General features: G+C 73.7%; 21 protein-coding genes and 1 pseudogene. 7 read left to right on the forward strand and 15 right to left on the reverse strand.

Annotated elements, in window-relative coordinates; translation table 11 throughout:
- Nucleotides 1-25: 25 nt before the first annotated feature.
- Nucleotides 26-859 (forward strand): annotated as a pseudogene (locus DBP14_RS30615) (DMT family transporter); the annotation flags it as partial.
- Nucleotides 860-898: 39 nt separating this feature from the next.
- On the opposite strand, the gene DBP14_RS30620 reads toward DBP14_RS30615, so the two are convergent.
- Together DBP14_RS30620 and DBP14_RS30625 are read right to left on the reverse strand one after the other, a co-directional pair.
- Complete coding sequence (locus DBP14_RS30620) at nucleotides 899-1,729, reverse strand: alpha/beta hydrolase (protein ID WP_129310608.1); 831 nt, start codon at nucleotides 1,727-1,729, stop codon at nucleotides 899-901.
- Nucleotides 1,730-1,864: 135 nt separating this feature from the next.
- Nucleotides 1,865-2,518, reverse strand: a complete 654-nt coding sequence (locus DBP14_RS30625; RefSeq protein ID WP_129310610.1) for an NAD(P)-binding domain-containing protein — start codon at nucleotides 2,516-2,518, stop codon at nucleotides 1,865-1,867.
- 119 nt (nucleotides 2,519-2,637) lie between these two features.
- On the opposite strand from DBP14_RS30625, the gene DBP14_RS30630 reads away from it, so the two are divergent.
- Nucleotides 2,638-3,522 carry an RNA polymerase sigma-70 factor gene (locus DBP14_RS30630; RefSeq protein ID WP_129310612.1) on the forward strand — a complete coding sequence of 295 codons (885 nt, stop codon included), beginning with the start codon at nucleotides 2,638-2,640 and terminating at the stop codon, nucleotides 3,520-3,522.
- Nucleotides 3,523-3,713: 191 nt separating this feature from the next.
- Nucleotides 3,714-4,475: a GntR family transcriptional regulator gene (locus DBP14_RS30635; protein WP_129310614.1), complete on the forward strand. Its 762-nt coding sequence runs from the start codon at nucleotides 3,714-3,716 to the stop codon at nucleotides 4,473-4,475.
- A 701-nt stretch (nucleotides 4,476-5,176) separates the two neighbouring features.
- Here DBP14_RS30635 and DBP14_RS30640 read toward each other — a convergent pair.
- Nucleotides 5,177-6,334, reverse strand: coding sequence for an ROK family transcriptional regulator (locus DBP14_RS30640; protein ID WP_129310616.1), 1,158 nt, complete (start codon nucleotides 6,332-6,334; stop codon nucleotides 5,177-5,179).
- A gap of 211 nt (nucleotides 6,335-6,545) precedes the next feature.
- Between DBP14_RS30640 and DBP14_RS30645 the strand changes: the two genes are divergently transcribed.
- Nucleotides 6,546-6,986: a hypothetical protein gene (locus tag DBP14_RS30645; RefSeq protein WP_129310618.1), complete on the forward strand. Its 441-nt coding sequence runs from the start codon at nucleotides 6,546-6,548 to the stop codon at nucleotides 6,984-6,986.
- Between the two features lie 90 nt (nucleotides 6,987-7,076).
- Here the strand turns inward: DBP14_RS30645 and mug are convergent, their stop codons facing one another.
- Together mug and purB are read right to left on the reverse strand one after the other, a co-directional pair.
- Nucleotides 7,077-7,565: a G/U mismatch-specific DNA glycosylase gene (gene mug, locus DBP14_RS30650; RefSeq protein ID WP_241741073.1), complete on the reverse strand. Its 489-nt coding sequence runs from the start codon at nucleotides 7,563-7,565 to the stop codon at nucleotides 7,077-7,079.
- Between the two features lie 74 nt (nucleotides 7,566-7,639).
- Complete coding sequence (gene purB, locus DBP14_RS30655) at nucleotides 7,640-9,082, reverse strand: adenylosuccinate lyase (RefSeq protein ID WP_129310622.1); 1,443 nt, start codon at nucleotides 9,080-9,082, stop codon at nucleotides 7,640-7,642.
- A gap of 145 nt (nucleotides 9,083-9,227) precedes the next feature.
- On the opposite strand from purB, the gene DBP14_RS30660 reads away from it, so the two are divergent.
- The gene (locus DBP14_RS30660) at nucleotides 9,228-9,836 is read left to right on the forward strand and encodes a hypothetical protein (protein WP_129310624.1); all 609 of its coding nucleotides are present in this window, start codon (nucleotides 9,228-9,230) and stop codon (nucleotides 9,834-9,836) included.
- A 79-nt stretch (nucleotides 9,837-9,915) separates the two neighbouring features.
- Here the strand turns inward: DBP14_RS30660 and DBP14_RS30665 are convergent, their stop codons facing one another.
- The 6 genes from DBP14_RS30665 to DBP14_RS30690 all read right to left on the reverse strand — a co-directional run bounded on the left by DBP14_RS30665 (nucleotide 9,916) and on the right by DBP14_RS30690 (nucleotide 17,791).
- Nucleotides 9,916-10,764 carry an SGNH/GDSL hydrolase family protein gene (locus DBP14_RS30665; protein ID WP_129310626.1) on the reverse strand — a complete coding sequence of 283 codons (849 nt, stop codon included), beginning with the start codon at nucleotides 10,762-10,764 and terminating at the stop codon, nucleotides 9,916-9,918.
- A gap of 450 nt (nucleotides 10,765-11,214) precedes the next feature.
- Nucleotides 11,215-12,234 carry a hemolysin family protein gene (locus DBP14_RS30670; RefSeq protein WP_129310628.1) on the reverse strand — a complete coding sequence of 340 codons (1,020 nt, stop codon included), beginning with the start codon at nucleotides 12,232-12,234 and terminating at the stop codon, nucleotides 11,215-11,217.
- Nucleotides 12,231-13,574, reverse strand: coding sequence for a hemolysin family protein (locus DBP14_RS30675; protein WP_129310630.1), 1,344 nt, complete (start codon nucleotides 13,572-13,574; stop codon nucleotides 12,231-12,233). Before DBP14_RS30675 ends, DBP14_RS30670 begins: the two co-directional genes overlap by 4 nt.
- 155 nt (nucleotides 13,575-13,729) lie before the next feature.
- Nucleotides 13,730-14,155, reverse strand: a complete 426-nt coding sequence (locus DBP14_RS30680) for a GNAT family N-acetyltransferase (protein WP_129310631.1) — start codon at nucleotides 14,153-14,155, stop codon at nucleotides 13,730-13,732.
- Between the two features lie 152 nt (nucleotides 14,156-14,307).
- Nucleotides 14,308-16,875, reverse strand: coding sequence for an FtsX family ABC transporter permease (locus tag DBP14_RS30685; protein ID WP_129310633.1), 2,568 nt, complete (start codon nucleotides 16,873-16,875; stop codon nucleotides 14,308-14,310).
- Nucleotides 16,876-16,879: 4 nt separating this feature from the next.
- Nucleotides 16,880-17,791 (reverse strand): ABC transporter ATP-binding protein, encoded by a 912-nt coding sequence (locus tag DBP14_RS30690; protein ID WP_129310635.1) that lies wholly within the window; start codon nucleotides 17,789-17,791, stop codon nucleotides 16,880-16,882.
- Between the two features lie 191 nt (nucleotides 17,792-17,982).
- Here DBP14_RS30690 and DBP14_RS30695 point away from each other — a divergent pair, with 191 nt between their 5' ends.
- Both DBP14_RS30695 and DBP14_RS30700 read left to right on the forward strand, forming a co-directional pair.
- Nucleotides 17,983-18,219, forward strand: coding sequence for a toxin-antitoxin system HicB family antitoxin (locus DBP14_RS30695; protein WP_129310637.1), 237 nt, complete (start codon nucleotides 17,983-17,985; stop codon nucleotides 18,217-18,219).
- Nucleotides 18,220-18,223: 4 nt separating this feature from the next.
- On the forward strand, nucleotides 18,224-18,598 hold the full coding sequence (locus DBP14_RS30700; RefSeq protein ID WP_129310639.1) for a fic family toxin-antitoxin system, toxin component: 375 nt from the start codon (nucleotides 18,224-18,226) through the stop codon (nucleotides 18,596-18,598).
- Nucleotides 18,599-18,623: 25 nt separating this feature from the next.
- On the opposite strand, the gene DBP14_RS30705 is transcribed toward DBP14_RS30700, so the two are convergent.
- From DBP14_RS30705 to bioB, 4 genes are all read right to left on the reverse strand, one after another.
- Nucleotides 18,624-19,319 carry a class I SAM-dependent methyltransferase gene (locus tag DBP14_RS30705; RefSeq protein ID WP_129310641.1) on the reverse strand — a complete coding sequence of 232 codons (696 nt, stop codon included), beginning with the start codon at nucleotides 19,317-19,319 and terminating at the stop codon, nucleotides 18,624-18,626.
- Between the two features lie 487 nt (nucleotides 19,320-19,806).
- A complete protein-coding gene (bioD, locus tag DBP14_RS30710; protein WP_129310643.1) occupies nucleotides 19,807-20,541 on the reverse strand; it encodes a dethiobiotin synthase in 735 nt (244 codons plus the stop codon).
- 1 nt (nucleotide 20,542) lies between these two features.
- Entirely contained in the window at nucleotides 20,543-21,823 is a 1,281-nt protein-coding gene (locus tag DBP14_RS30715) for an adenosylmethionine--8-amino-7-oxononanoate transaminase (RefSeq protein WP_129310645.1), read from the reverse strand.
- Entirely contained in the window at nucleotides 21,816-23,048 is a 1,233-nt protein-coding gene (gene bioB / locus DBP14_RS30720) for a biotin synthase BioB (protein WP_129310647.1), read from the reverse strand. Before bioB ends, DBP14_RS30715 begins: the two co-directional genes overlap by 8 nt.
- Nucleotides 23,049-23,098: the final 50 nt, after the last annotated feature.

Genomic DNA, 23,098 nt, shown 5'->3' on the forward strand with positions numbered 1-23,098 from the left:
CGCCACGCTCCCTAGCGTCGCCGTCATGACCGACACCACCCGAGGATCCGTCCTCGCCGCCCTGGCCTGCGTGCTCGTCGGCGGCTCCTTCACCGCCAACAGCGTCCTCGGCGACTACCCGTACGCGGGCGGCCAGTTCCTGCGCTACGCCCTCGCCTGTCTCCTGCTCGTCCCGTTCGCCCGCCCTGGAGCGGGACGGCGGCTGCGCGCGCTCGGCCCGCGCGGCTGGGCCCGCATCGCCCTGCTGGCCGCCGTCGGCATGGTCGGCTTCAACCTGGCCGTCATCGCGGCCGAACGCGGTGCCGAACCCGCGGTGCCGGGCGTCTTCGTCGGCTGCGCACCGGTCGTGGTGGCCGTCCTCGTGCCGCTCCTCGACGGCCGCCGCCCGCGCCGGGCGGTCCTGTACGGCGCGCTGCTCGTCGCCGCCGGCGCGTTCACCGTGCGGGGGTGGGGGCACGCCGACGCCGCCGGAATCGCGTTCTCCGCGTGCGCGCTGGCCGGTGAGGCGGGCTTCGCGGTCCTCGCGGTGCCGGTGCTGCGGCCGCTCGGACCGCGGCTGCTGTCGGCGACGGTGTGCGGGGTCGCCGCCGTCGAGGCCGCGGCGGCGGGCTGCCTCCTCGACGGCACCGCCTGGCTGCGCCGCCCCGACGCCACCGAGACCGCCGCGCTGCTGTGGCAGGCGGCGATCGTGACGGTCGTCGGCTTCGTGTGCTGGTACATGGGGATGCAGCGGATCGGCGCCGAGCGGGCCACGCTGTTCTCCGGGCTCATCCCCGTGGCGGCCGCCTGCACCGCCCCGCTCGTCGGCACCGGTTCCTACGGGCCCGTCCAGGCCACCGGAAGCGCCTTGGTGGGTGCCGGGGTCGCGCTCGGTTCGGGTGCGCTCGGCCGGCGCCGGTCAGCGGCTGCCGTCGAGGATCACGCGGGCGACCAGGGCCGGGTCGTCGTTCATGGGGCAGTGCCCGCAGCCGGGCAGCCGCACCAGCCGGGCGCGGGGGATGATCCGCTTGGCCCGGATGCCCTGACGGCGCACCAGCAGCATGTCCCGGCTGCCCCAGCCGACCGTGACCGGCACGTGCGGCACGTCGTCGGTGAACCGGACGGTGCGGCCCGCCCGCAGAGTCGCCGCGAAGCCGGAGGCCTCCGCGAGCGCGAACGTCTCGGCGACCACCGCCTCGGGTGACCGGCGGCCCGGGCGGGCGTAGATGGTGCTGGTCAGTGCCGTACGGCCGGCCGCGGTGCGGGACAGCCGCTCCACCAGCCCGGGCGGCAGCCGCCGGGCGGTGCCCCGCATCGCGCGCAGCACGGAGAAGGCGTAGCGCCGCTCGGCCTGCGACCAGAATCCGGCCGGGGAGAGGGCCGTGACGGACCGTACGAGCTTCTCGCGGCCCAGTTCCAGGGCCAGCAGGCCGCCCAGCGAGTTGCCGGCCACGTGCGGGCGGTCCAGCTCCAGTGCCGTGAAGAGGGCGGCCAGCACGGCGTTGGTCGTCGGAAGGTCGTAGGCGAGACCGTCGGGCAGGGCGGGGGAGGCGCCGAAACCGGGCAGGTCGACGGCGATCACCTCGCGCTCGGTCGCGAGGATGTCCACCACCGGGTCCCAGACCTGCCGGTGGTGGCCGATGCCGTGCAGCAGGACCAGTGGCTCCCCGTGCCCCACGCGCGCGTAGGAGACGGTCACGTCCCGCGGGCCGTGCGGGGTGGGGACCTCGAAGGAGGCGGTGGCGGACATCGGGGTGCTCCTCGGCTGGGCTGCTGACGGAATCCGTAGACAGCTTGTCAGCAATTACTACCGACGGGTAGCCCCCGGTTCCAGTCCATCGGCCGCCCGTCGGCTCGCCCACGTTCCGCCGCGCGTAGCCGGCGCTCAACGTGCCCGGCGCACCTCGAAGTTGAAATCGGCGTGGCCGAGCTTCTGGAACAGGGTCATCCACAGCGGCAGCACCATCTCCATGGCCCGCGCCGCCCGGATCCCGCCGAGGTCCAGGACCCGCTCGGCCGGCCAGCCCAGCTCGCCCAGCAGCGCCGTCACCTCCGCCTTGGCGGCGGCGTCGTCCCCGCACACGAACAGGTTGTGCTCGCCCGGCACCCGCCCCGGGTCCACCATCACCTGGCAGTTGACGGTGTTCAGGGTCTTCACCACGCGCGCGTGGTGAAACGTGCGCTGGATGCTCTCGGCCACGCTGTCCGACTCCACCGGGTCCAGCCGCAGCAGCCCGCCCTCGAACGCCAGCGGATTGGACAGATCCACGACGATCTTCCCGTCCAGGTGCTCCGCGCGCGCCGCCTCCAGGGCCGTGAGCGCCACCCGGCCGCTCACCGCGACCACCACCACCTCGGACGCCTGCGCGGCCTCCGCGAACGTCCCCGCGCGGGCACGCCGCCCCGCGGCCGTCGCCCACTCCAGGACCACCGGGTTGTCGTTCGTCCGGGACCCGAGTGTCACCTCGTGCCCCAGCTCCACCAGTCTGCCGCCCAGCGTGCGGCCCACCTCGCCCGTGCCCAGCACCGCGTATCGCATCGGCCACCCTTCGCACCGGCCGCCGACCACCGGCGGTCCGCGGTCATTGTGATCCGGGACCGCCCCCGACGAGCCGATTCCGTCTGGACAGCGCAGGGCGTGTCGGATGGGATGGAGCAGTGACCGCGCACCCCCTGACCGACGTCTTCGAAGAACACCGGCCCCTCCTCATGGACGTCGCCTACCGCATGCTCGGGCGTGTCGCCGACGCCGAGGACGTCGTGCAGGACGCCTGGCTGCGCTGGTCCCGCGCCGACCGCGACGAGGTCCGCGCCCCGCGTGCCTATCTGGTCCGCGTCACCACCCGACTGGCCATCGACCGGCTGCGCCAGGTGCGGGCGCGCGGCGAGGCGTACGTCGGCCCCTGGCTGCCGGAGCCGTACGTCACCGAGTTCGGGGACACCGTCCCGGACACCGCGGAACGCGCCGTCCTCGCCGAGTCCGTGTCCCTCGCCGTCCTCGTCGTCCTGGAGACGCTGTCCCCGCTGGAACGGGCCGTCTTCGTCCTCCGGGAAGCGTTCGGCTACCCCTACGCGGAGATCGCCGCCCTGCTCGACCGCGGTGAGGCGGCGGTACGGCAGCTCGCCGGCCGGGCCCGGCGGCACGTCGAGGAGCGCCGGACGCGCTACGAGGCCGACCCTGCCCGGCGCCGGGACCTGACGGAACGCTTCCTCGCCGCCGCGGCCGGGGGCGACCTGGCCGGCCTGATGTCCCTGCTGGCCCCGGACGTCCGCCTCGTGGGCGACAGCGGCGGCAAGGCGAAGACACCGGTGCGCGTCCTGCACACCGCGGACAAGGTGGGCCGCTTCCTGATCGGCGCCGCCCGCAAGGACGGGCCGGGGCTCACCCTGCGGTACGTCGAGACCAACGCGGGCGTGGCGATCCTGGCCCTGGCCGGGGACCGACCCGACGCCCTGTTCCAGCTCGACGTCGTGGGCGGTCGTATCACCACCGTCTACATCATCCGCAACCCCGACAAACTGCGGTCCCTCGCCGACCTCTGAGGCGAGCGCGCCGGACGGTGTGCGAACAGCGCGTGAACGCTGCGCCGCACGGCGCCCGTACGGGGCCGGAACGATCGAGGATTGGTCTTGACCAAGGGTGAGGGCCGCCCTATGGTCGCAGAGAAGTGCAACAACCTTTAATAAACAAGGGCGCTAAAAGCCGCCGGACCACAGCTCTTGCGGAGGACAGGGTGGGGACCACGCAGCTGGAATCTGTGCCGGAACCGAAGTACTGGCATCTCAAGACCGTGCTCACCGAGGCGCTCGACTCCGAGTTCTCGGTCGGTGAGATCCTGCCCAACGAGCGAGATCTCGCCGCCCGCTTCGGCGTGGCCCGGGCCACGCTCCGCCAGGCCCTCGAACAGCTCGAACTGGAAGGCCGGCTGCAGCGTCGCCGCGGCGTCGGCACGACCGTCGCGCCCCCGCGGATGGGCGTCGCCGTCGGCTCCGAGCAGCACGCCTGGCCCGGCGCCGGGGACGACGCCTGGCAGGCCGTCGACTCCGAGCAGTCCGCGCCGCCCGCGGCCGTCGCCCGGGCCCTGGAGACCGGCTCCGACGAGCCCGTCCACGTCGTACGCCGGTCCAGGATGTCCCACGGCCAGCGGGTCGCCACCGACCTGCTGTACATCCCGGCCTCCTCGGTGCCCGACCTGTCGGCCATAGACGCCCCGTCCGGCGCGGCACGCGCGCGTGCGGTCCTGCGCGAGCTGCAGCGCCTGGAGCTGGAGGGCCAGGACCGCGCCGTCGAACTGGGCTCAGCCGCCGCGGACGACGCCAAGGACCTCGACCGGCTCCCCGGCGCACCCGTCCTGGTCGTCACCACCCGCTTCTTCGCCGCGGGCCGCACGGCCGCGCTGTCCGTCGCGACGTACCGCGCGGACACCTGCCGGCTGACCTTCGGCGACTCCGGAGGCGTGGAGATCCACCACGGCCCCGAACAGCGGGCTTCCTGAGCGACGCGGCATGCCCCCTGGGCCGGGGCGGCCCGTGAGACCGACGGCCCCGCTCGCCGACGACATGCCCCCTGGGCCGGGGCGGCCCATGAGACCGACCGCCCCGCTCGCCGACGACATGCCCCGCGGGCCCGCGCCTTGCTGCCCCGTTCGCCCGCGCGCCTGCGCCCTGCCGTCCCGTTCGCCCGCGCCCCGGAACTCCGCCGGGGCGCGGGGCGACTGCTCGGGCCGGGGCGCGGGCGCGTCTCCGGGCCGGGGGCGCTTCACGAACGAACTGGGGAAGCTCGGCATCACTGGCAGGCGACGCACTGGCGGGCGGCCACCGGCGGGCGGTCACTGGCGGTTGCCGACCGGCGGGCGGGCCACCGCCGGGCTGGTACCGGTGGGCGGCCACCGCCGGGCCGTCACCGCCGGGCTGTTGCAGGGGCGGTCACCGGCGGGCGGTCACCGGCGGGCTGTTGCAGGGGCGGTCACCGGCGGGCTGTTGCCGGGGCGGTCACCGGCGGGCGGTCACCGGCGGGCTGTTGCCGGGGCGGCCACCGTCGGACCGTCACCGGCGGGCGGTTACCTGCGGGCGGTTACGGGCGGGCCACCGACCGGCGGTCACCGCCGGCTGTCACGGCCGGGCGGCAACCGGCGGGGCGGCAACCGGCGGACGGCCGCCGCCAGGCTGTGACCGCCAAGGTGTCACCGCTCGGCCGTCACCGGCGGGCCGTCACCGTTCCCTCCACCGCGAACAGCTGCTCCTCGACGTGGTCGAGGGCCAGGCGCAGGGCGCCCGTGGCCACCGCCGCCTCGCCCAGCAGGGACAACGCCACCCGGGGCGGCCGCAGGCAGTAGCGGGCGAGTTCGCGGCGCAGCGGTTCCAGGACCCCGTCCAGGCCGGCCGCCCAGCCGCCGATCACCACCAGCTCGGGGTCGAGCGCCAGCACGAGCGCGGCCACGTCGTGGACGAGCCGCTGGATGAAGCGCTCGACGGCAGCACGCGCCCGCCGGTCGCCCTTGCGGGCCAGTGCGAACACCTCAGCGACCGCCTGCTCGTCCAGCGGATGCAGGGGCTCGTCGGTGGTCGACAGCAGCGTCTCCGGCGTCGCCTCCCGGCCCAGCAGATGCAGCGCGCCGATCTCGCCGGCCGCCCCGCCGTACCCCCGGTGCAGCCGGCCGCCGATCAGCGCACCTGCTCCCGGGCTCAGCCCGGCCAGGACCATCACCACGTCGTCCGACTCGGTCGCCGAGCCCTTCCAGTGTTCGGCGACGGCTGCCGCGTTGGCGTCGTTCTCCACCAGTACCGGGCACTTGAACGAACGGCTCAGCCGCTCGCCGAGCTTCAGCCCCGTCCACTGCGGCAGGGCGGTGCCGAGCCGCACCGTGCCGTCGGCCTCGACGATGCCCGGTGTGCCCACGCCCACGGCCCGCAGCGAACTGCGCGCGACCCCGGCCCGGCGCAGCAGCTCGGCGACCGCGCCGCGCAGCCGCTCCAGCCGCTCGTCCGCCGGGGCCGTCTCGTCGACCTCCTTGGCCTGCGCGCCGAGCACCCGGCCGTCCAGGTCGGACAGCAGCGCGGCGACCCGGTGCGCGCCGATCTCCAGGCCCAGCAGATGCCCCGCCTCGGCCCGGAACCGGAACCGGCGGGCGGGCCGCCCCTGCCGGCGGGTCGGATTCTCGTCGGCCGCCGCCTCCACGACGAGACCGCCCTCGATCAGCCCGTCGACCACGCCCTCCACCGTCGGCCGGGACAGTCCGGTCACCCGGGTGATCTCGGTGAGTGTCGCGCAGTCCGCGGCACGCAGCGCGTGCAGCACCACCGCGGAATTGATCCTTCGCAGCAGCGAGGGATCGCCACCGGTCAGCTGCCCCACCGTCCGTCCTCCCAGCTCGCGGGCGTGTTGGGCGGATCGTACTCGGCCGGGCCCGGACCGGCGAGTGCCGGGGCGCGCCGGCCGGGGCGCGGCGTGGGCCACCTCGCCGGGACAGGTGCCGGCGCGTGCCGCACGGCCCCGCGTGCCCTGGGTGCGCCGACGGTGCCTGACGGGCGGCCAATTGTCAGTGGTGCCCGGTTTACTGGGTCTCATGGACATCGCGAACTGTCTTGCTGTGATCGATCAGCTGTGCGACCGGGAGTTTCCCGTCGTGCACGGCCGGACCGACAGCGGCACGGGCGGGCCTGGTTACCTGATAGCCGAGTTACAGAGCAGTGGAGACTTCTACGAGGACGGTGGCGCCGGGCGCGAGGAGACGGAGGAGCAGTACGAGGCCGACCGGGACGCGCTGGGGGAGCGGCTCGCCGAACGGTGGGGACCGGCCGACGCGTTCAGCCTGTTCGGCGTGTTCCAGCGCGGCATGGAGGGGGAGGAGATGGACGAGCCATGGGGCACGCTCGCCGCGCACGTGCCCGACGTCCACCTGTGGCGCACGGAGAACGGACGGTGGATCGCGCTCGGGATATCCCAGTGGGACGACGAGCTGCCGTTCCAGCTGCTGGCGGTGGTCACCGAGACGGACCCGCCCTGACGGAGGACGTTCCGTCAGGGCATGCCGGACTCCTCAGGGCACCTGGACCCCGCAGGACAGATGGGGCTCCCTCAAGACAGGCCCGACCCCTCAGGACTCCGCCGTCTCCCGCAGCCGCGCGTACTCCTCGGCCATCGTCGCCGCCGTCCAATGGGCGTTCAGGCCACTGGGGTTGGGCAGCACCCAGACACGGGTGTCGCCGATGGTCCGCTCCTGCGGGCCCACCTGGGCCTTGCGCTCACCGAAGGCCGCCCGGTAGGCCGTCACCCCGACCACGGCCAGCCATCCCGGCCGCCACCGCGTCACCTTGCCGGCCAGCAGTCGCCCGCCCGCCACGTACTCCTCGGCCGTCAGCTCGTCGGCCCGCGCGGTGGCCCGTGCCACCACGTTGGTGATGCCGAGCCCGTACGACAGCAGTTCACCCTGCTCGGCCGGCGTCAGCAGTCTCGGGGTGAAGCCCGACAGGTGCAGGACCGGCCAGAAGCGGTTGCCCGGGCGGGCGAAGTGGTGGCCCGTCGCCGCCGTCATCAGCCCGGGGTTGATGCCGCAGAAGAGCACGCGCAGGCCGTCCGCGACCACGTCGGGGACGAGGCGGTCGCGGGCGGCCTCCAGTTCCGCCTGCGTGAAGCGGCGGGAACGAGCGGGCGGAGTCGTCAGAGGATCGCTCCGGGGGTGTAACCGGCGGCCTCCGGGTACTGCTTCAGGATCTCCTCGATCCGGCCGGTGACCACCCCGACCTGGCCGGCCGCAGCGCCGGTGAAGGACAGCTTGTCCGCCATCAGCGCGGCCAGCTGCTCGCGGTCCAGCGGGAGGCGCTCGTCGGCGGCGAGCTTGTCCAGCAGGTCGTTGCGCTCGGCGCCCTGCTCACGCATGGCGAGCGCCGTGGCGACGGCGTTCTCCTTGATGGCCTCGTGCGCGACCTCCCGGCCCACACCGGCACGCACGGCGCCCATGAGTACCTTGGTGGTGGCGAGGAACGGCAGGTACCGGTCCAGTTCGCGGGCGACGACGGCGGGGAACGCGCCGAACTCGTCCAGCACGGTCAGGAAGGTCTCCAGCAGGCCGTCCAGCGCGAAGAACGCGTCCGGCAGCGCGACCCGGCGGACCACCGAACAGGAGACGTCGCCCTCGTTCCACTGGTCGCCGGCCAGCTCGCCGGTCATCGAGGCGTAGCCGCGCAGGATCACCATCAGGCCGTTGACACGCTCGCAGGAGCGGGTGTTCATCTTGTGCGGCATCGCGGACGAACCGACCTGGCCCGGCTTGAAGCCCTCGGTGACCAGCTCGTGGCCCGCCATCAGCCGGATCGTCTTGGCCAGCGAGGACGGGGCCGCCGCCAGCTGCACCAGCGCGGTGACGACCTCGTAGTCCAGCGAGCGCGGGTACACCTGGCCGACCGAGGTGAAGGCCTGCGAGAAGCCCAGGTGCGCGGCGATGCGCTGCTCCAGCTCCGCGAGCCTGCCCGCGTCGCCGCCGAGCAGGTCCAGCATGTCCTGGGCGGTGCCGACCGGGCCCTTGATGCCGCGCAGCGGATAGCGGCCCAGCAGCTCCTCGACGCGGCCGTGTGCCACGAGCAGCTCGTCGGCCACGGTCGCGAACCGCTTGCCCAGCGTCGTGGCCTGCGCGGCCACGTTGTGCGAGCGGCCCGCCATGACCAGCTCCGCGTACTCGCCGGCCAGCCGGCCCAGCCGCGCGAGGACGGCCACCGTACGGTCGCGCACCAGCTCCAGCGAGAGGCGGATCTGCAGCTGCTCGACGTTCTCGGTGAGGTCCCGGGAGGTCATGCCCTTGTGCACGTGCTCGTGCCCGGCGAGGTCGTTGAACTCCTCGATCCGCGCCTTCACGTCATGCCGGGTGACCTTCTCGCGCTCGGCGATCGAGGCCAGGTCGACAGTGTCGAGGACGCGCTCGTAGTCGGCGATCGCCTCGTCCGGCACCTCGATGCCGAGGTCCTTCTGGGCCCGCAGCACGGCGAGCCAGAGCTGCCGCTCCAGCTTCACCTTCTGCTCGGGCGACCAGAGCGTGGCGAGCTCGGCGGAGGCGTAGCGTCCGGCGAGGACGTTGGGGATGCGGGGCTTGGCGGCAGCAGAGGTCACGTGTCCAGAGTCTACTGGCGGTTTGTGCAGGCCAGCGCCACGCCCCTGTTCGGCGGAAGCTACGAGACGCGGAACACGCTCGCCGGACGCGCTCGTTCCGGAGCCTGCTCTTCACTGTCATGTCCCCGTTCGTCACACTGACGCCGTGCCTCGAACAGCCACCGCCACCTCGTCCCGGCAGGTCCGCCGCCTCACCCTCATGGCGTTCTTCGGTCCGCCGGTGATCATCGGACTGTCCTTGCTGGCCGCCAATCCCGACGTGCAGACACTTGGTCTGATACTCGGGACCTTCGCGCTGATCGCGACTCTCGCGCTGATGATCATCGCGGCGCCCAACGGGTGGCTGATCCTGGGCGGGGTGATCGTGGGGATCGCCGCGCTGGCCGGGCCTGGACCGGTGCTGCAGGCGGAGGTGATGGCGCACCAGGGGCAGCGGGTGGAGGCGCGGGTCACCTCGGTGAAGACCTTCCAGGGCAAGAACGGGCCGGAGTACACCTGCCTTCTGGAGCGGGTGGACGGCAAACCGCTCCGGCACGCCGAGCTGGGCGACGGATTCTGCGACGGGCCGACGGAAGTCGGGCAGACCGAGGACGTGCTCGTCGACCCGCACGGCTGGACGGCGCCGGAGCCGGCCGACACGGACTACAGCGGGATCGACGTCGCCGCCTGGGCCGTGCCCGTGGTCCTGGTGCTCTTCGAGCTGCTGGTCTGGCTGTCCCGGCGGGTCGGCCTGCGCCGGTTCGAGGGCCGCTGACAGGAGGGCTGCTGACGCCGGGTCCCGGAGCACGCGGCCCGTCTCCCGGTGCCGCACGGCAGCCCGAGGAGACCGCGCGCTACGGCCCGATCCGACGCCAGTCCGTCACCGGACCGGGATCGGTGTCGTCCGCAGGGGTGATCCAGAAGGCTTTGCCCAGTTCGGCGCTGAACTGGGCGCCTGACCGGCCGTCCCCGGAGGAGCGTCCCGTCAGGCGCCGGCCTATCCAGGGCAGCAGGTGCTGCCGGGCGAACCGCGCGTCCGCCACTCGCCGCGACATCCAGTTCGGCGGGACGGCGGTCGGCATCGGCGCGTGCCAGTCGCTGTCCTCCGGGTCGTAGCCCAGCGTCTGCCAGACCGCCTCGGCGACCCGGCGGTGCCCCTCGGCCGTCAGGTGCAGCCGGTCCACGTCCCACAGCCGGGGGTCGCCGAGCGAGCGCGCCCCGTACAGGTCCACCACCAGCGCGCCGTGCTTGGCCGCCAGCTCCTCGACGCAGCCGAACAGCTCCTCCATGCGCGGCCGGAACCGCTCCAGCACCGGGCCCTGCCGGCCGGGGCTGCGCATCAGCACCAGCTGCTTGCAGGACGGGGCCAGCCGCTCCACCGCCTCGGTCAGCAGGCCCCGCACCCTGCCCATGTCGCACTTGGGCCGCAGCGTGTCGTTGAGGCCGCCGACCAGCGTGACGACGTCCGCGTCCATCGCCGCCGCCACCTCGACCTGTTCGGCGACGATCTGCCCGATCAGCTTCCCGCGCACGGCGAGGTTGGCGTAGCGGAATCCCGGGGCGCGGGCGGCCATCCGCTCCGCGAGGAGGTCGGCCCAGCCCCGGTAGGAGCCGTCGGGCAGCAGGTCCGACATGCCCTCGGTGAAGGAGTCGCCGACCGCGACCAGACTGGTGTGCGTGGGAGGTGTGGGAATCGTCTGCATGGCGACAGCGATGGTATCCCGGCTCCATACCCGCCGGTCGGTCGGCCCGACTGCGCCCCCTCGGGCTTGGCCCGGTGGACCCGAGCGTGCCCCCTCGGGCTTGGCCCGGTGGACCCGAGCGTGCCCCCTCGGGCTTGGCCCGGTGGACGCGAGTGCGCCCCCTCGGGCTTGGCCCGGTGGACGCGAGTGCGCCCCCTCGGGCCTGGGCTGGTGGACGCGAGCGTGCCCCCTCGGGCCTGGGCTGGTGGACGCGAGTGCGCCCCCTCGGGCCTGGGCTGGTGGACGCGAGTGCGCCCCCTCGGGCCTGGGCCGGTGGACCCGAGCTTGCCCCTCGGGCCTGGGCCCGGTCAGCACGAGTACGCCCCGTTCAGACTCGGCCCGGTCAGCCCGAGTGCGCCCCCGACCGGCCCGGTCAGCCCGAGCCTCACGCCCGGCCCGGCCGGCCGCCCCTCACGCCCCCGCCGGCTGTCCGAACAGCTCCCGCAGGACGTCCTCCATCGTCACCAGGCCCGCGAGGCGTCCGTCGGTGCCGAGGACGGCCGCCAGGTGGGTGCGGCTGCCGCGCATCGCGGTGAGGACGTCGTCCAGCGGGGTGTTCTCGCGCACCCGCGCGATCGGCCGCATGTCCCGCAGCTGGAACGCCACGTCACGCGGCGAAGCGTCCAGGGCGTCCTTGACGTGCAGATAGCCCACGATCCGGCGGCCGGAGTCGACCACCGGGAACCGGGAGAACCCCGAATCGGCCGACAGCCGCTCCACCTGCTCGGGCGTGACGCCCACGCGCGCGTAGACGACCCGCTCCAGGGGGACGATCACATCCCGCACCGGCCGGCTGCCCAGCTCCAGGGCGTCGTGCAGCCGCTCCTGCGCCCGGTTGTCGATCAGCCCGGCCTCCCCGGCGTCCTTCACGATCTGGGCCAGCTCCGCGTCCGAGAACGTCGCCGTGACCTCGTTCTTCGCGTCCACCCTCAGCAGGCGCAGCAACCCGTTGGCGAAGGCGTTGACCGTGAAGATCACCGGCCGGAGCGCCCGGGACAGGGTGACCAGCGGAGGACCGAGCAGCAGCGCGCTGCGCACCGGCTCGGCGAGCGCGATGTTCTTCGGCACCATCTCGCCCAGCAGCATGTGCAGGTACGTCGCCAGCGCCAGCGCGATCACGAACGACACCGCGTGGCCCGCGCCCACCGGCACGCCGACCGCGTGGAACACCGGTTCCAGCAGATGGGCGATGGCCGGCTCGGCGACCACACCGAGGACCAGCGTGCACAGCGTGATGCCGAGCTGGGCCGCGGCCAGCAGCGCGGACACGTGCTCCAGCCCCCACAGGACGCTCTTCGCGCGCCGGTCGCCCTCCTGCGCGAGCGGTTCGATCTGCGAACGGCGCACCGAGATCAGGGCGAACTCGGCGCCCACGAAGAACGCGTTGACGACCAGCGTCGCCAGACCGATCAGCAACTGTACGGCGGTCATCGCGCCCCCTTCGGGCCCTCGGGGCTCCTGTCGTCGTCCAGCGGCGCGTGCAGCAGCACCCGGGCCGCCCGGCGCCCCGAGGCGTCCACGACCTCAAGACGCCAGCCCGCCACCTCGACCGCGTCGCCGACCTCGGGTATGCGGCCGAGACCGGCGGCGACGAGACCGGCCAGCGTCTCGTACGGCCCCTCGGGCGCGCGCAGGCCGACCCGCGCGAGCTGGTCCGTGCGGGCGGCTCCGTCCGCCGAGTACAGCGCGCGGCCGTCCGTGTCGGCGCCGGCCGGGGCCAGATCGGGGGTCTCGTGCGGGTCGTGCTCGTCGCGCACCTCGCCGACGACCTCCTCGACGATGTCCTCCAGGGTCGCCACGCCCGCCGTACCGCCGTACTCGTCGATGACGACGGCCATGGTGCGCCGGCCCCCCAGCCGGTCCAGCAGCCGGTCCACGGTCAGAGACTCGGGCACGAGCAGCGGTTCGCGCATCACCTGGGCGACCATGCGGTGGCGCCGCTCCTCGGCGGGTACGGCCAGCACGTCCTTGATGTGGGCCGTGCCGACCACGGCGTCGAGGCTGCCGCGGTAGACCGGGAACCGGGACAGGCCGGTCGCGCGGGTCGCGTTCGCCACGTCCTCGCAGGTCGCCTGCATGTCCAGGGCGACGACCTGCACGCGCGGGGTCATCACGTTCTGCGCGGTGAGGTCCGCCAGGTTCAGCGTCCGCACGAACAGCTCGGCCGTGTCCGCCTCCAGGGCGCCCTCCTTCGCGGAGTGCCGGGCGAGCGCGGCCAGCTCCTGCGGCCCGCGCGCGGAGGCCAGTTCCTCGGCGGGCTCGATGCCCAGCCGTCGTACGAAGCGGTTGGCCGTGTGGTTGAGGTGGCTGATGAACGGGCGGAAGGCGGCGCTGAACCAGCGCTGCGCGTTGCCCACCCGCCGGGCCATGGCCAGCGGCGAGGAGATCGCCCAGTTCTTCGGCACCAGCTCGCCGACGACCATCAGGAACACCGTCGACAGCGCCGTACCCAGCACCAGGGCGGCGGACGTGGCCGTGGACCGGGACAGGCCGAGGGCCTGGAAGGGGCCCGCGAGCAGCTTGGCGATGGACGGCTCGGCGAGCATGCCGACCACCAGGTTGGTGACGGTGATGCCGAGCTGCGCGCCGGAGAGCTGGAAGGTCAGGTTCCGTACGGCCTTCAGGGCGCCCGCGGCACCGCGATCACCGCGCTCGACGGCCCGCTCCAGCTCCGCGCGCTCGACCGTCGTCAGGGAGAACTCGGCCGCCACGAACGCGCCACAGGCGAGCGAGAGCAGGATCGCCACCACGAGGAGGAGCACTTCGGTCATCGGGTCACCCCGGTCCCATGATCGGTCAGGACGGGGCGGAACGCGCGGTGTCGCGCACGGGGAGGATCGCCCATGGGCGGACGCTCACAACCTTTCATGAAGGGCCGAGTGCTCCCTCCATGGTAAAGGATGGGTAAAGAACCGGTGGGGCCGCCTCAGTCCGTGAGCGGCTTCACCCAGCGCCGCCACTGCGCCTCGGGCGCGTATCCGGCGGCCCGCCAGGCATGCTGCGCCCGCTCGTTGCGGACCAGCACCATGGCGTCCCCACGTCGGCCGCCCAGCCGTACGAACCGCTCCTCGGCGGCCGCCAGCAGGGCGGAGCCGACACCCCTGCGCCGCCGCCCGGGATGCACCGCGAGCCGGTAAAGATGGCAGCGCCAGCCGTCGAAGCCCGCGATCACCGTGCCGTACAGCTCACCGTCCAGCTCGGCGAGGAGCAGCGCCTCCGGGTCGCGGGCGAGGAGCCGTTCCACTCCGGCGCGGTCGTCGCTGATGCTGGTGCCCTCGGCGGCCGTCTTCCAGAAGGCGAGGACGGCGTCCAGGTCGTCGGGCCGGGCGGGGCGTATCACGGGCGGGCTCATACGGTTCACGGGATTCATGCGGTCCATGCGGTCAGCCCAGCACGGAGCGCCCACCGGGCCGGAAGATTTCCACCATGCGGACCGGAGCCCGGCGGACCGGAGGCTGAGCGGATCCGGACGCCCGGCAGACCGCCCGCCCCGGCATCCCGCCCTCACTCGTGCGCGATCGCCGCCAGCACGTTCATCCGCGACGCCCGCAGCGCGGGCAGCAGGGCCGCTACGACACCCACCACCGCCGCGCCGATCACCACCGCGACGATCGTGCCCCAGGGGATCGCCAGCGCCGTCAGCCCCCGCAGCGCCAGCACGCGCTGGACGCACACACCCCACACGAGGCCGAGGGCCAGCCCGAGGACGGCCCCGAAGACCGCGATCACCACCGACTCCAGCCGGATCATCCGCCGCAGCTGCCGCCGGCCCAGCCCGATCGCGCGCAGCAGCCCGATCTCCCGGGTGCGCTCCACCACCGACAGGGCGAGCGTGTTGACGACACCGAGGACCGCGATGACGATCGCGAGGCCGAGCAGGGCGTACACCAGGTACAGCAGCACGGCGATCTGGTCGTGGACGAGCTTCTTGTAGTCGGCCTGGTCGCGCACCTGGACCTGCGGGAACGGCTGGAGCGCCCGCTCCAGCCGGGGCCGTAGCCTGACCGGGTCGGTGCCGGGCGCGGCGTTGACGTAGAGCACGGAGTCCTGGCCGCCGGGGACGTACTTCTCGACCGTCGCGAGTCCGAAGAAGACGCCGCCCTGGGTGCCGAAGCCCTCGGCGGACTCCTGCTCGGTGAGCGCTCCGACCGTCAGCCGGGCGCTGCGCCCGCCCGGGAACTCGACCGGGAGCACGGTGCCGACGCCCACCCCGTGGTCCCTGGCGAAGTCCGCGTCCATCCCCAGGCGGCCGTCGGCCAGCGCCGCCGCCGAGTCCCCGCGCGCGTAGGAGACGTGGGCGACGTCGTCGAGCCGGGGCCCGTATCCGGCGGCGGTGGTCTCGACGCGCTTGCCGTCGGGCAGCCGGACGGCGATCGCGGTGAGCCGCTGCCGTACGACGAGTCCGACGCCGGGCGTGCCGGCCACCTCGCCGGTGACCTCTTTGGTGAACGGCGCGAAATTGGCGTTCTGGACGATGAAGTCCGCGCCCAGCGTCTTGTCGATCTGCCGGTCGAACGACGCCGACATGGAGGAACTCGCCACGGACATCCCGGCGACCAGGGCGAGGCCCACCATCAGCGCGGACGCGGTCGCTCCCGTACGGCGCGGATTGCGCAGGGCGTTGCGCTGACTCATCCGGCCCACCGAACCGAACAGCGCGGGGAAGGCCGCGCCGAGGACACGGATCACCGGCCGGACCAGCAGCGGGCCGCCGATGACCGTCGCGACCAGGGTCAGCAGCACGCCGAGCCCCAGCAGCGACGCGGCCGAAGCGGTCTTCGTGGCCGCCGCGCACCCGACCAGCGCCGCCGCGCCGGCCGCTCCGACCAGCGAGCCGACGACGCCCCGCACCTTCAACGGCTTGCCCACGCCCGCCACGTCGGCGTCCGAGAGCGCCGCCATCGGTGAGACGCCCGCCGCCCGCCGTGCCGGGAGGTACGCGGCGACGAAGGTGACGCCCACCCCGACGACGTACGCCACGACCGGGGTGCCCCAGCCGATGACCATCTCGGTGGTCTTCAGGTTCATCCCGAAGGCGCTCATCAGATGGATCAGCCCGACCGCGAGCCCGATCCCGGCCGCGAGGCCCAGCGTGGAGCCCACCAGCCCGAGCAGCAGCGCCTCCGTCAGCACGGACCGCCGTACCTGCCGCCGGTCGGCGCCGAGCGCGCGCAGCAGGCCCAGTTCGCGGGTGCGCTGGGCGATCAGCATGGAGAACGTGTTGACGATCAGGAAGACGCCGACGAGGACGGCGATGCCGGCGAATCCCAGCATCACGTACTTGATCACGTCGAGGAACGGGCCGAGGCTCGCCGCCGCCGACTTGGCCTGCTCCTTCGCGGTCCTCAGGTCGTAGTGGGCGGTGCCGATCGCCGCCCCGACGCGGCGCTTGAGCACGGCGTCGCTCACGCCCTCGGCCGCGTCCGCGGAGATGCTCGTGGCCCGGTCGGCGGAGCCGAGCAGTTCACGGCCGGCCACCGCGGGGTCCAGGAAGACGAGCGCGGCACCCGGGTTGGTCGTGGTGAAGGTCGCGATGCCGACGACCCGGACCCGGAAGCTGCCAGGCTGTGCCTGCACGGTCAGCGTGTCGCCGGTCCGGACGTGCTTCTTGGCGGCGGTGTCCGCGTCCAGCAGCGCCTCGCCCGCCCCGTGCGGGGCGTGCCCGGAGGTCAGCTTCACCGGGCTGCGGCGGGTGACGTACCAGGCGGCGGCGATGGTGGGGGCGCCGGTGGTCGGGCCGACGGACTTGTCGTGGCTGTCGACCACCACGATGTTCTGCACCGACACGTCCGCGTGGGCGGCCGCGACCCCGTCGACTCGCGCGACCCGGTCCCGCAGGGAGGCGGGCAGGGTCTGGACGGCTCCCGTCGGCACGGACGACTTCAGGTCCTGCTTCGGCGCCACCGTCACATCGGCCGCGGTGGAGGCGAACAGCCGGTCGAAGGTGCGGCTGACGGTGTCGGAGAAGATCAGACTGCCCGCGACGAACGCTACGGACAGCACGACGGCCAGCGCCGACAGCGCCAGCCGCCCCTTGTGCGCGAGGAAACTCCGCAGCGTCGCTCTGAGCACCGGGTCAGGCCTCCCGCGCGGTGCCGTCGGTGTCGTCGGCCGTGCCGGTCCCGTCCGTTCCCCCGAAGGACGCGTCGGCCGTGCTGGTCCCGTCCGTCCCCTCGAAGGGCGCGTCCGCCCCGCCGGTCGTGGCGCCCCGGCGGCCGCCGCCCGAGAAGAGGCGCATGCGCTCCAGCACGGCCTCCGACGTCGGCCGCTCCATCTCGTCCACGATCCGGCCGTCCGCCAGGTACAGCACCAGGTCGGAGTGGGCGGCGGCGCCCGGGTCGTGGGTGACCATGACGACCGTCTGCCCGAGGTCGTCCACCGCGCTGCGCAGGAAGCCCAGCACCTCCAGGCCGGCACGCGAGTCCAGGTTTCCCGTGGGCTCGTCGGCGAAGATCAGCTCGGGGCGTGAGGCCAGTGCGCGGGCGCAGGCGACGCGCTGCTGCTGGCCGCCCGACAGCTGGGCCGGGCGGTGCTTCAGCCGGTCCCGCAGCCCCAGCGTGTCGATGACCTGGTCCAGCCACGCCGGGTCGGGTTTCTTGCCCGCGATGTCCATCGGCAGGGTGATGTTCTCCGCCGCGTTCAGCGTCGGGATCAGATTGAACGACTGGAACATGAACCCGATCCGGTCCCGTCGCAGCCGGGTCAGCTCCCGGTCCTTCAGCCCCGTGATCTCGGTGTCGCCGAGCCACACCTGACCGGCCGACACGGTGTCCAGCCCGGCCAGGCAGTGCATGAGCGTCGACTTGCCCGAACCCGAGGGGCCCATGACGGCGGTGAACCGGCCGCGGGCGATGTCCACGTCCACCGAGTCCAGGGCGAGCACCGCCGTCTCGCCGGTGCCGTACGCCTTGGTCAGCCCGCGCGCCTGGGACGCGGTCCCGCCGTCCGGCGCGTGTCCCGGCGCGTGCTGCGCAGCAGGTGTGGACAAGTCCGCCTCCCGGTCGTCTCGACGTGCCCTCATCCTCGTCCCGACATCCTTCTCCCGGCCGAGCGTAGTGTGACCGGGCGCACACCCGGTATCCCCCAGGGGGCCGAGGGCGCACGGCACGCGTGTAAGGGGCATCCAGGTGCCCCCGGGCGCCCCTTGTCCTGCTAGCGCCTGAGCGCTAGCGTCGAGGTATGGCGAAGACCCAGCTGAACGTGCGCGTGGACGAGGACACCGCCCGCGCGGCCCGCGAACGCGCCCTGGCCCGCGGTATGAGCGTCAACCGCTACATCGAGGAGCTCGTCAGACAGGACGCCGGAGAGGCCGGCCGGACGTTCGTGGACGCCGCCGCCGACTTCATGAAGCAGTACGAGTCGGTGTTCGCCGAGGAGTTCGGCGAGGCACGCGGCGCGGGCGAAGGCGGCCGCTGATCCCTTGAGCGACCTCAGTATCGACCTCGCCTGGCTGCTCATGCTCGCCGAGCAGAAGACGCCCGGGGACCCGCAGGTGAGCGACTGGGGTGCCCTGGTCGCGGCCGTCGCGCGCCATCGGGCCGAGATATTCGACGTACCCGTCTACGACACCCCGTACGACCGCGCCGCCGCCCTGCTGCAACTGCTCGTCCACGTGCCGGCGCTGGAGCGCTCCAACGCGCTGTTCGCCTCCGCGGTCGCCTACGCCTATCTGGTCGCCAGCGGCCTGAAGGTCGTCACCACGCCCGAGCAGGTCCGCGATCTGGCCCGGCTGGTCAAGAGCGGAGAGGCGGGTGTGGCGGACATCGCGCGGGAACTGCGCCGCTGGAGCCTGTGATCCGTACGGCCGGGCCATCGCCCGGTCAGCGGCGGGCGGGTTCCGCGGGCCGCCAAGCGGTACCCAGCGTGCAGTACGACATGGGCAGCGCCGGGCCCTTCTCCGGCACCAGCAGCCGCCGGAGCGGCCCCAGTTCGAAGCCGGCGTCGCGCAGCGCGGCGACCGGGTCCCGGGCCACATGGCAGCCGCCGGCCAGCGCCGGCCACACCGTGCGGTCCAGGGTGCGCTGGGTCAGTGTCATCACGCGCCCACGGCCCCGCCCGTGCTCGAAGAACCGCACCTGGCCGCCGGGCTTGAGCACCCGCCGCACCTCGCTCAGCGCACGTGACACGTCCCGCACGCTGCACAGCACCAGGGACAGCACGGCCGCGTCGAACGCCTCGCTCTTGACCGGCAGGGCCTCCGCCGCGCCGGGCACCACGTCGACCGGAATCTGCGCGTGCACCGCCGACTCGACCGCCAACTGCCTGAGCAGCGGCTCCGGTTCGATCGCGACGACCTCCGAGACCGTGCCCGGATAGCGCCCGAAGTTCAGGCCGTTGCCCGCGCCGATCTCGATCACCCGCCCGGACAGCCCCGCGAGCAGCCGGGTCCGCACGTCGGCCAGGCCGAGCCGCGACTCGGCCCCCACGCTGAACCGCGCGTAGTAACGGGCGAACACCGGATGGTGGACGGGACCGTGCGCCACCTTGCCACCTGAGCCGGCGGACAACAGCCGCATGGCAACCTCCCGGAGGACGGGGCCTACACCCATTGTCCCCCGGAACACCCCACGGCACCCCCGGCCGGCGTCACTCGCCCGGTCCGGGGCCGAGCGGTGCCGCTCGGCGTGGCCAGGCGCCCCCGTGCCCACCCGCGCCGCGCCCGCGGCACTCGCCCGGTTCGGGCTGAGCAGTGTCGCTCAGCGGGGCCGGGTGCCACTGCGCCCGCCCGTGCCGCGCGGGCGGCGCCCGGTCCGGGGTCGTGCAGTGCCGCTCGGCGTGGCAAGGCGCCGCCGCGCCCGCCCGTGCCGCGCCGGCGGCACTCGCCCGGTTCGGGCTGAGCAGTGTCGCTCAGCGGGGCCGGGTGCCACTGCGCCCGCCCGTGCCGCGCGGGCGGCGCCCGGTCCGGGGTCGTGCAGTGCCGCTCGGCGTGGCCAGGCGCCCCGCGCCCACCCGTGCCGCGCCGGCGGCACGACTGCCCGCGGCCCGCGCGGGGCGGCGCCGAACCTACGGCGCTTCCGGTGCTTCCGGTGCTTCCCGGACCCGGAAGTCCTCCGCGTCCCACGTGCCGTCCAGCCGGGAGGCCAGCCACGTGGGTGCCGCGGTGCGGAAGGCGGCCGGGGGCAGCGCCGCCGCGCCGGCCGGGACCGCGCCGAGCAGCGGAGCGCCCGCGCACTCCGGCAGGTCCTCGACGTTGCAGCGGGACGCGAGGTCGGGCGAGCCGGGCCAGCTGCCGATCACCACTCCGGCCAGCTCCAGGTCGCGCGAGCGCAGCTCACGGGCCGTCAGCTCGGTCGTGTTCAGCGTGCCCAGACCGGCCGAGGCCACGACCAGCACCGGCGCGCGCAGCAGCGCGGCCGCGTCCGCCAGCGTGCCGCCCGCCTCGTCGAACCGCACGAGCAGACCGCCCGCGCCCTCGACGAGCACCAGATCGTGCTCGGTGGCCAGCTTCGCCGCGGCCTCGGCCACCTCCTGCGGACGCACCGGGGCCATGCCGGCCCGACGGGCCGCCGTGCCCGGCGCCAACGGCTCCGGGAAACGGCCCAGTTCGGCGATCGTGACCGGACCCGCGAGCCGTTCGACCTCCGCGGCGTCCCCGCGTTCGTCCGGGCCCACGCCGGTCTGCGCGGGCTTCAGCACGGCCACCGACCGGCCGGCCGCGCGCGCCGCGGCGGCGACCGCCGCGGTCGTGACCGTCTTGCCGACCTCCGTGCCCGTGCCCGTGACCACCAGTACCGGCATCTCAACCCTCCTGTGCCGCGGCGATCACCGCGCGCGCGATCCGTGCCACGTCCTCGTCCCCGGTGACGTACGGCGGCATCGTGTAGATCAGGTCGCGGAAGGGGCGCAGCCAGACGCCCTCCCGCACCGCGGCCCGGGTCGCCGCGGCCATGTCCACCTCGTGGTCGAGCTGGACCACTCCGATGGCGCCCAGAACGCGCACGTCCCGCACGCCGGGCAGCTCACGCGCCGGCGCCAGCCCGTCCCGCAGCCCCGCCTCGATCCGCTTGACCTCGGCCCGCCAGTCCTGGCCGAGCAGCAGTTCGATCGAGGCGCAGGCCACGGCCGCCGCGAGCGGGTTGCCCATGAACGTCGGCCCGTGGGCGAGCACCGGCACCTCGCCGCGCGAGATGCCGTCGGCCACCCGGGAGGTGCTCAGTGTGGCCGCCATCGTCAGATATCCGCCGGTCAGGGCCTTGCCCACACACATCACGTCCGGCGTGACGGCCGCGTGCTCCGCCGCGAACAGCGCGCCGGTGCGGCCGAACCCGGTCGCGATCTCGTCGAACACCAGCAGCACGTCGTGGGCGTCGCACGCCTCCCGCAGCACCCGCAGATACGCGGGAGAGTGGAACCGCATCCCGCCGGCGCCCTGCACCACCGGCTCCACGATGACCGCGGCCACCTCGTGCGCGTGCCGCTCGATCGTCTCGCGCAGATGATCGGCGTACGACTCCTCGTACTCGGCCGGGGGCGCGTCCGCGAACACCTGGCGCGGGAGTACCCCGGTCCACAGGTCGTGCATCCCGCCCTCGGGGTCGCACACCGACATCGGGTTCCAGGTGTCCCCGTGGTATCCGCCCCGCCAGGTGAGCAGCCGCCGCTTCTCCGGCCGGCCGAGCGAGCGCCAGTACTGGAAGCACATCTTCACCGCGACCTCGACCGACACCGAACCGGAGTCGGCGAGGAACACATGTTCAAGCCCGTCAGGCGACATGTCTACAAGGAGCTTCGCCAAGCGTACGGCGGGCTCGTGCGTGAGCCCGCCGAACATCACATGGCTCATCCGGTCGAGCTGGCGCCGCGCGGCCTCGTCGAGGACCGGGTGGCCGTAGCCGTGGATCGCCGACCACCAGGACGCCATGCCGTCGACCAGTTCGCCCGAGCCGTCCGCGAGCTTCAGCCGGACCCCGCTCGCCGACTCCACGACGAGCGGTTCTACCCGTCCGGGCATCGGACCGTACGGATGCCACACATGCCGCCGGTCCAGCTCCAGCAGCTCGGGCACGCCCAGGTCAGGCATTGGGCGCGAGGTCCGTCCCGGCGCCCCGGCGACGCACGGCGACCAGGTCGGTGCGCGGCTCGTTCACGGCCGCCGCCGACTCCGTGCCCGGCGCGGACTCCGTCGCCGTACCGCACACGTCCTGCCCCTCATGCGAGCCGCAGACGGACCCGCACCCGGCCTCCGCGTGCGACCCGCACCCGGCCTCGGCGTGCGATCCGCAGCCACCGCCGGCCGCCGTCACCCGGTGCTCGGGCAGCGTGATCTCCCCGGTGCCCTCCACCTCGAACCCGGCGTCCGCGATCATCTCCAGGTCGGCCTTGCCCGCCTGGCCCTCGCTGGTCAGGTAGTCACCGAGGAAGATCGAGTTGGCCAGGTTCAGGGCCAGCGGCTGCATCGTGCGCAGGTGGACCTCGCGGCCGCCCGCGATCCGCACCTCGACGTCCGGGCAGACGAACCGCACCATCGCCAGGATGCGCAGGCAGCGCTGCGGGGTGAGGTTCCACTCCTTGCCGAGCGGGGTGCCCTCGAACGGGATCAGGAAGTTCACCGGCACCGAGTCCGGGTCCAGCTCGCGCAGCGAGAAGACCACGTCCACCAGGTCCTCGTCGCTCTCGCCCATGCCCGCGATCAGCCCCGAGCAGGCGGACAGGCCGGCGCCGTGCGCCTTCTGCACCGTGTCCACCCGGTCGGCGTAGGTGTGCGTGGTCGTGATGTCCCCGTACGTCCCCTCGGACGTGTTCAGGTTGTGGTTGTAGGCGTCCGCGCCGGCCTCGCGCAGCCGCTCCGCCTGGCCGTCGGAGAGCAGCCCGAGGCAGGCGCACACCTCGACGCCCTCGTTCTGCTCCTTGATGGTCTTGATGGTCTCGGAGACCCGGTCCACGTCACGGTCCGTCGGACCGCGCCCGCTGGCCACCAGGCAGACCCGCTTGGCACCGCCGGCCAGGCCCGCGGCGGCGGCCTCGGAGGCCTCGCCGGGCTTGAGCCAGGTGTACTTCAGGATGTCGGCCTTGGAGCCCAGCCGCTGGGAGCAGTAGGAGCAGTCCTCCGGGCACAGGCCCGACTTCAGGTTGACCAGGTAGTTGAGTTTCACGCGCCGGCCGAACCAGTGCCGGCGCACCTTGCCGGCCGCGGCCACCACATCGAGCAGATCGTCGTCGGAGGTGGCGAGTACGGCGAGCGCTTCCTCGCGGGTCGGCAGCTCGCGCCGAAGCCCCTTGTCCACCAGCGTGTTCAGCAGGTCCATGAAAGTTGATCCTGTCCTACGGGACCGCTTCGGGCCAAGGAGAGTTTGCA

The sequence above is a fragment of the Streptomyces sp. L2 genome, assembly GCF_004124325.1.
In the GTDB taxonomy this organism is placed as follows: Bacteria; Actinomycetota; Actinomycetes; order Streptomycetales; family Streptomycetaceae; genus Streptomyces.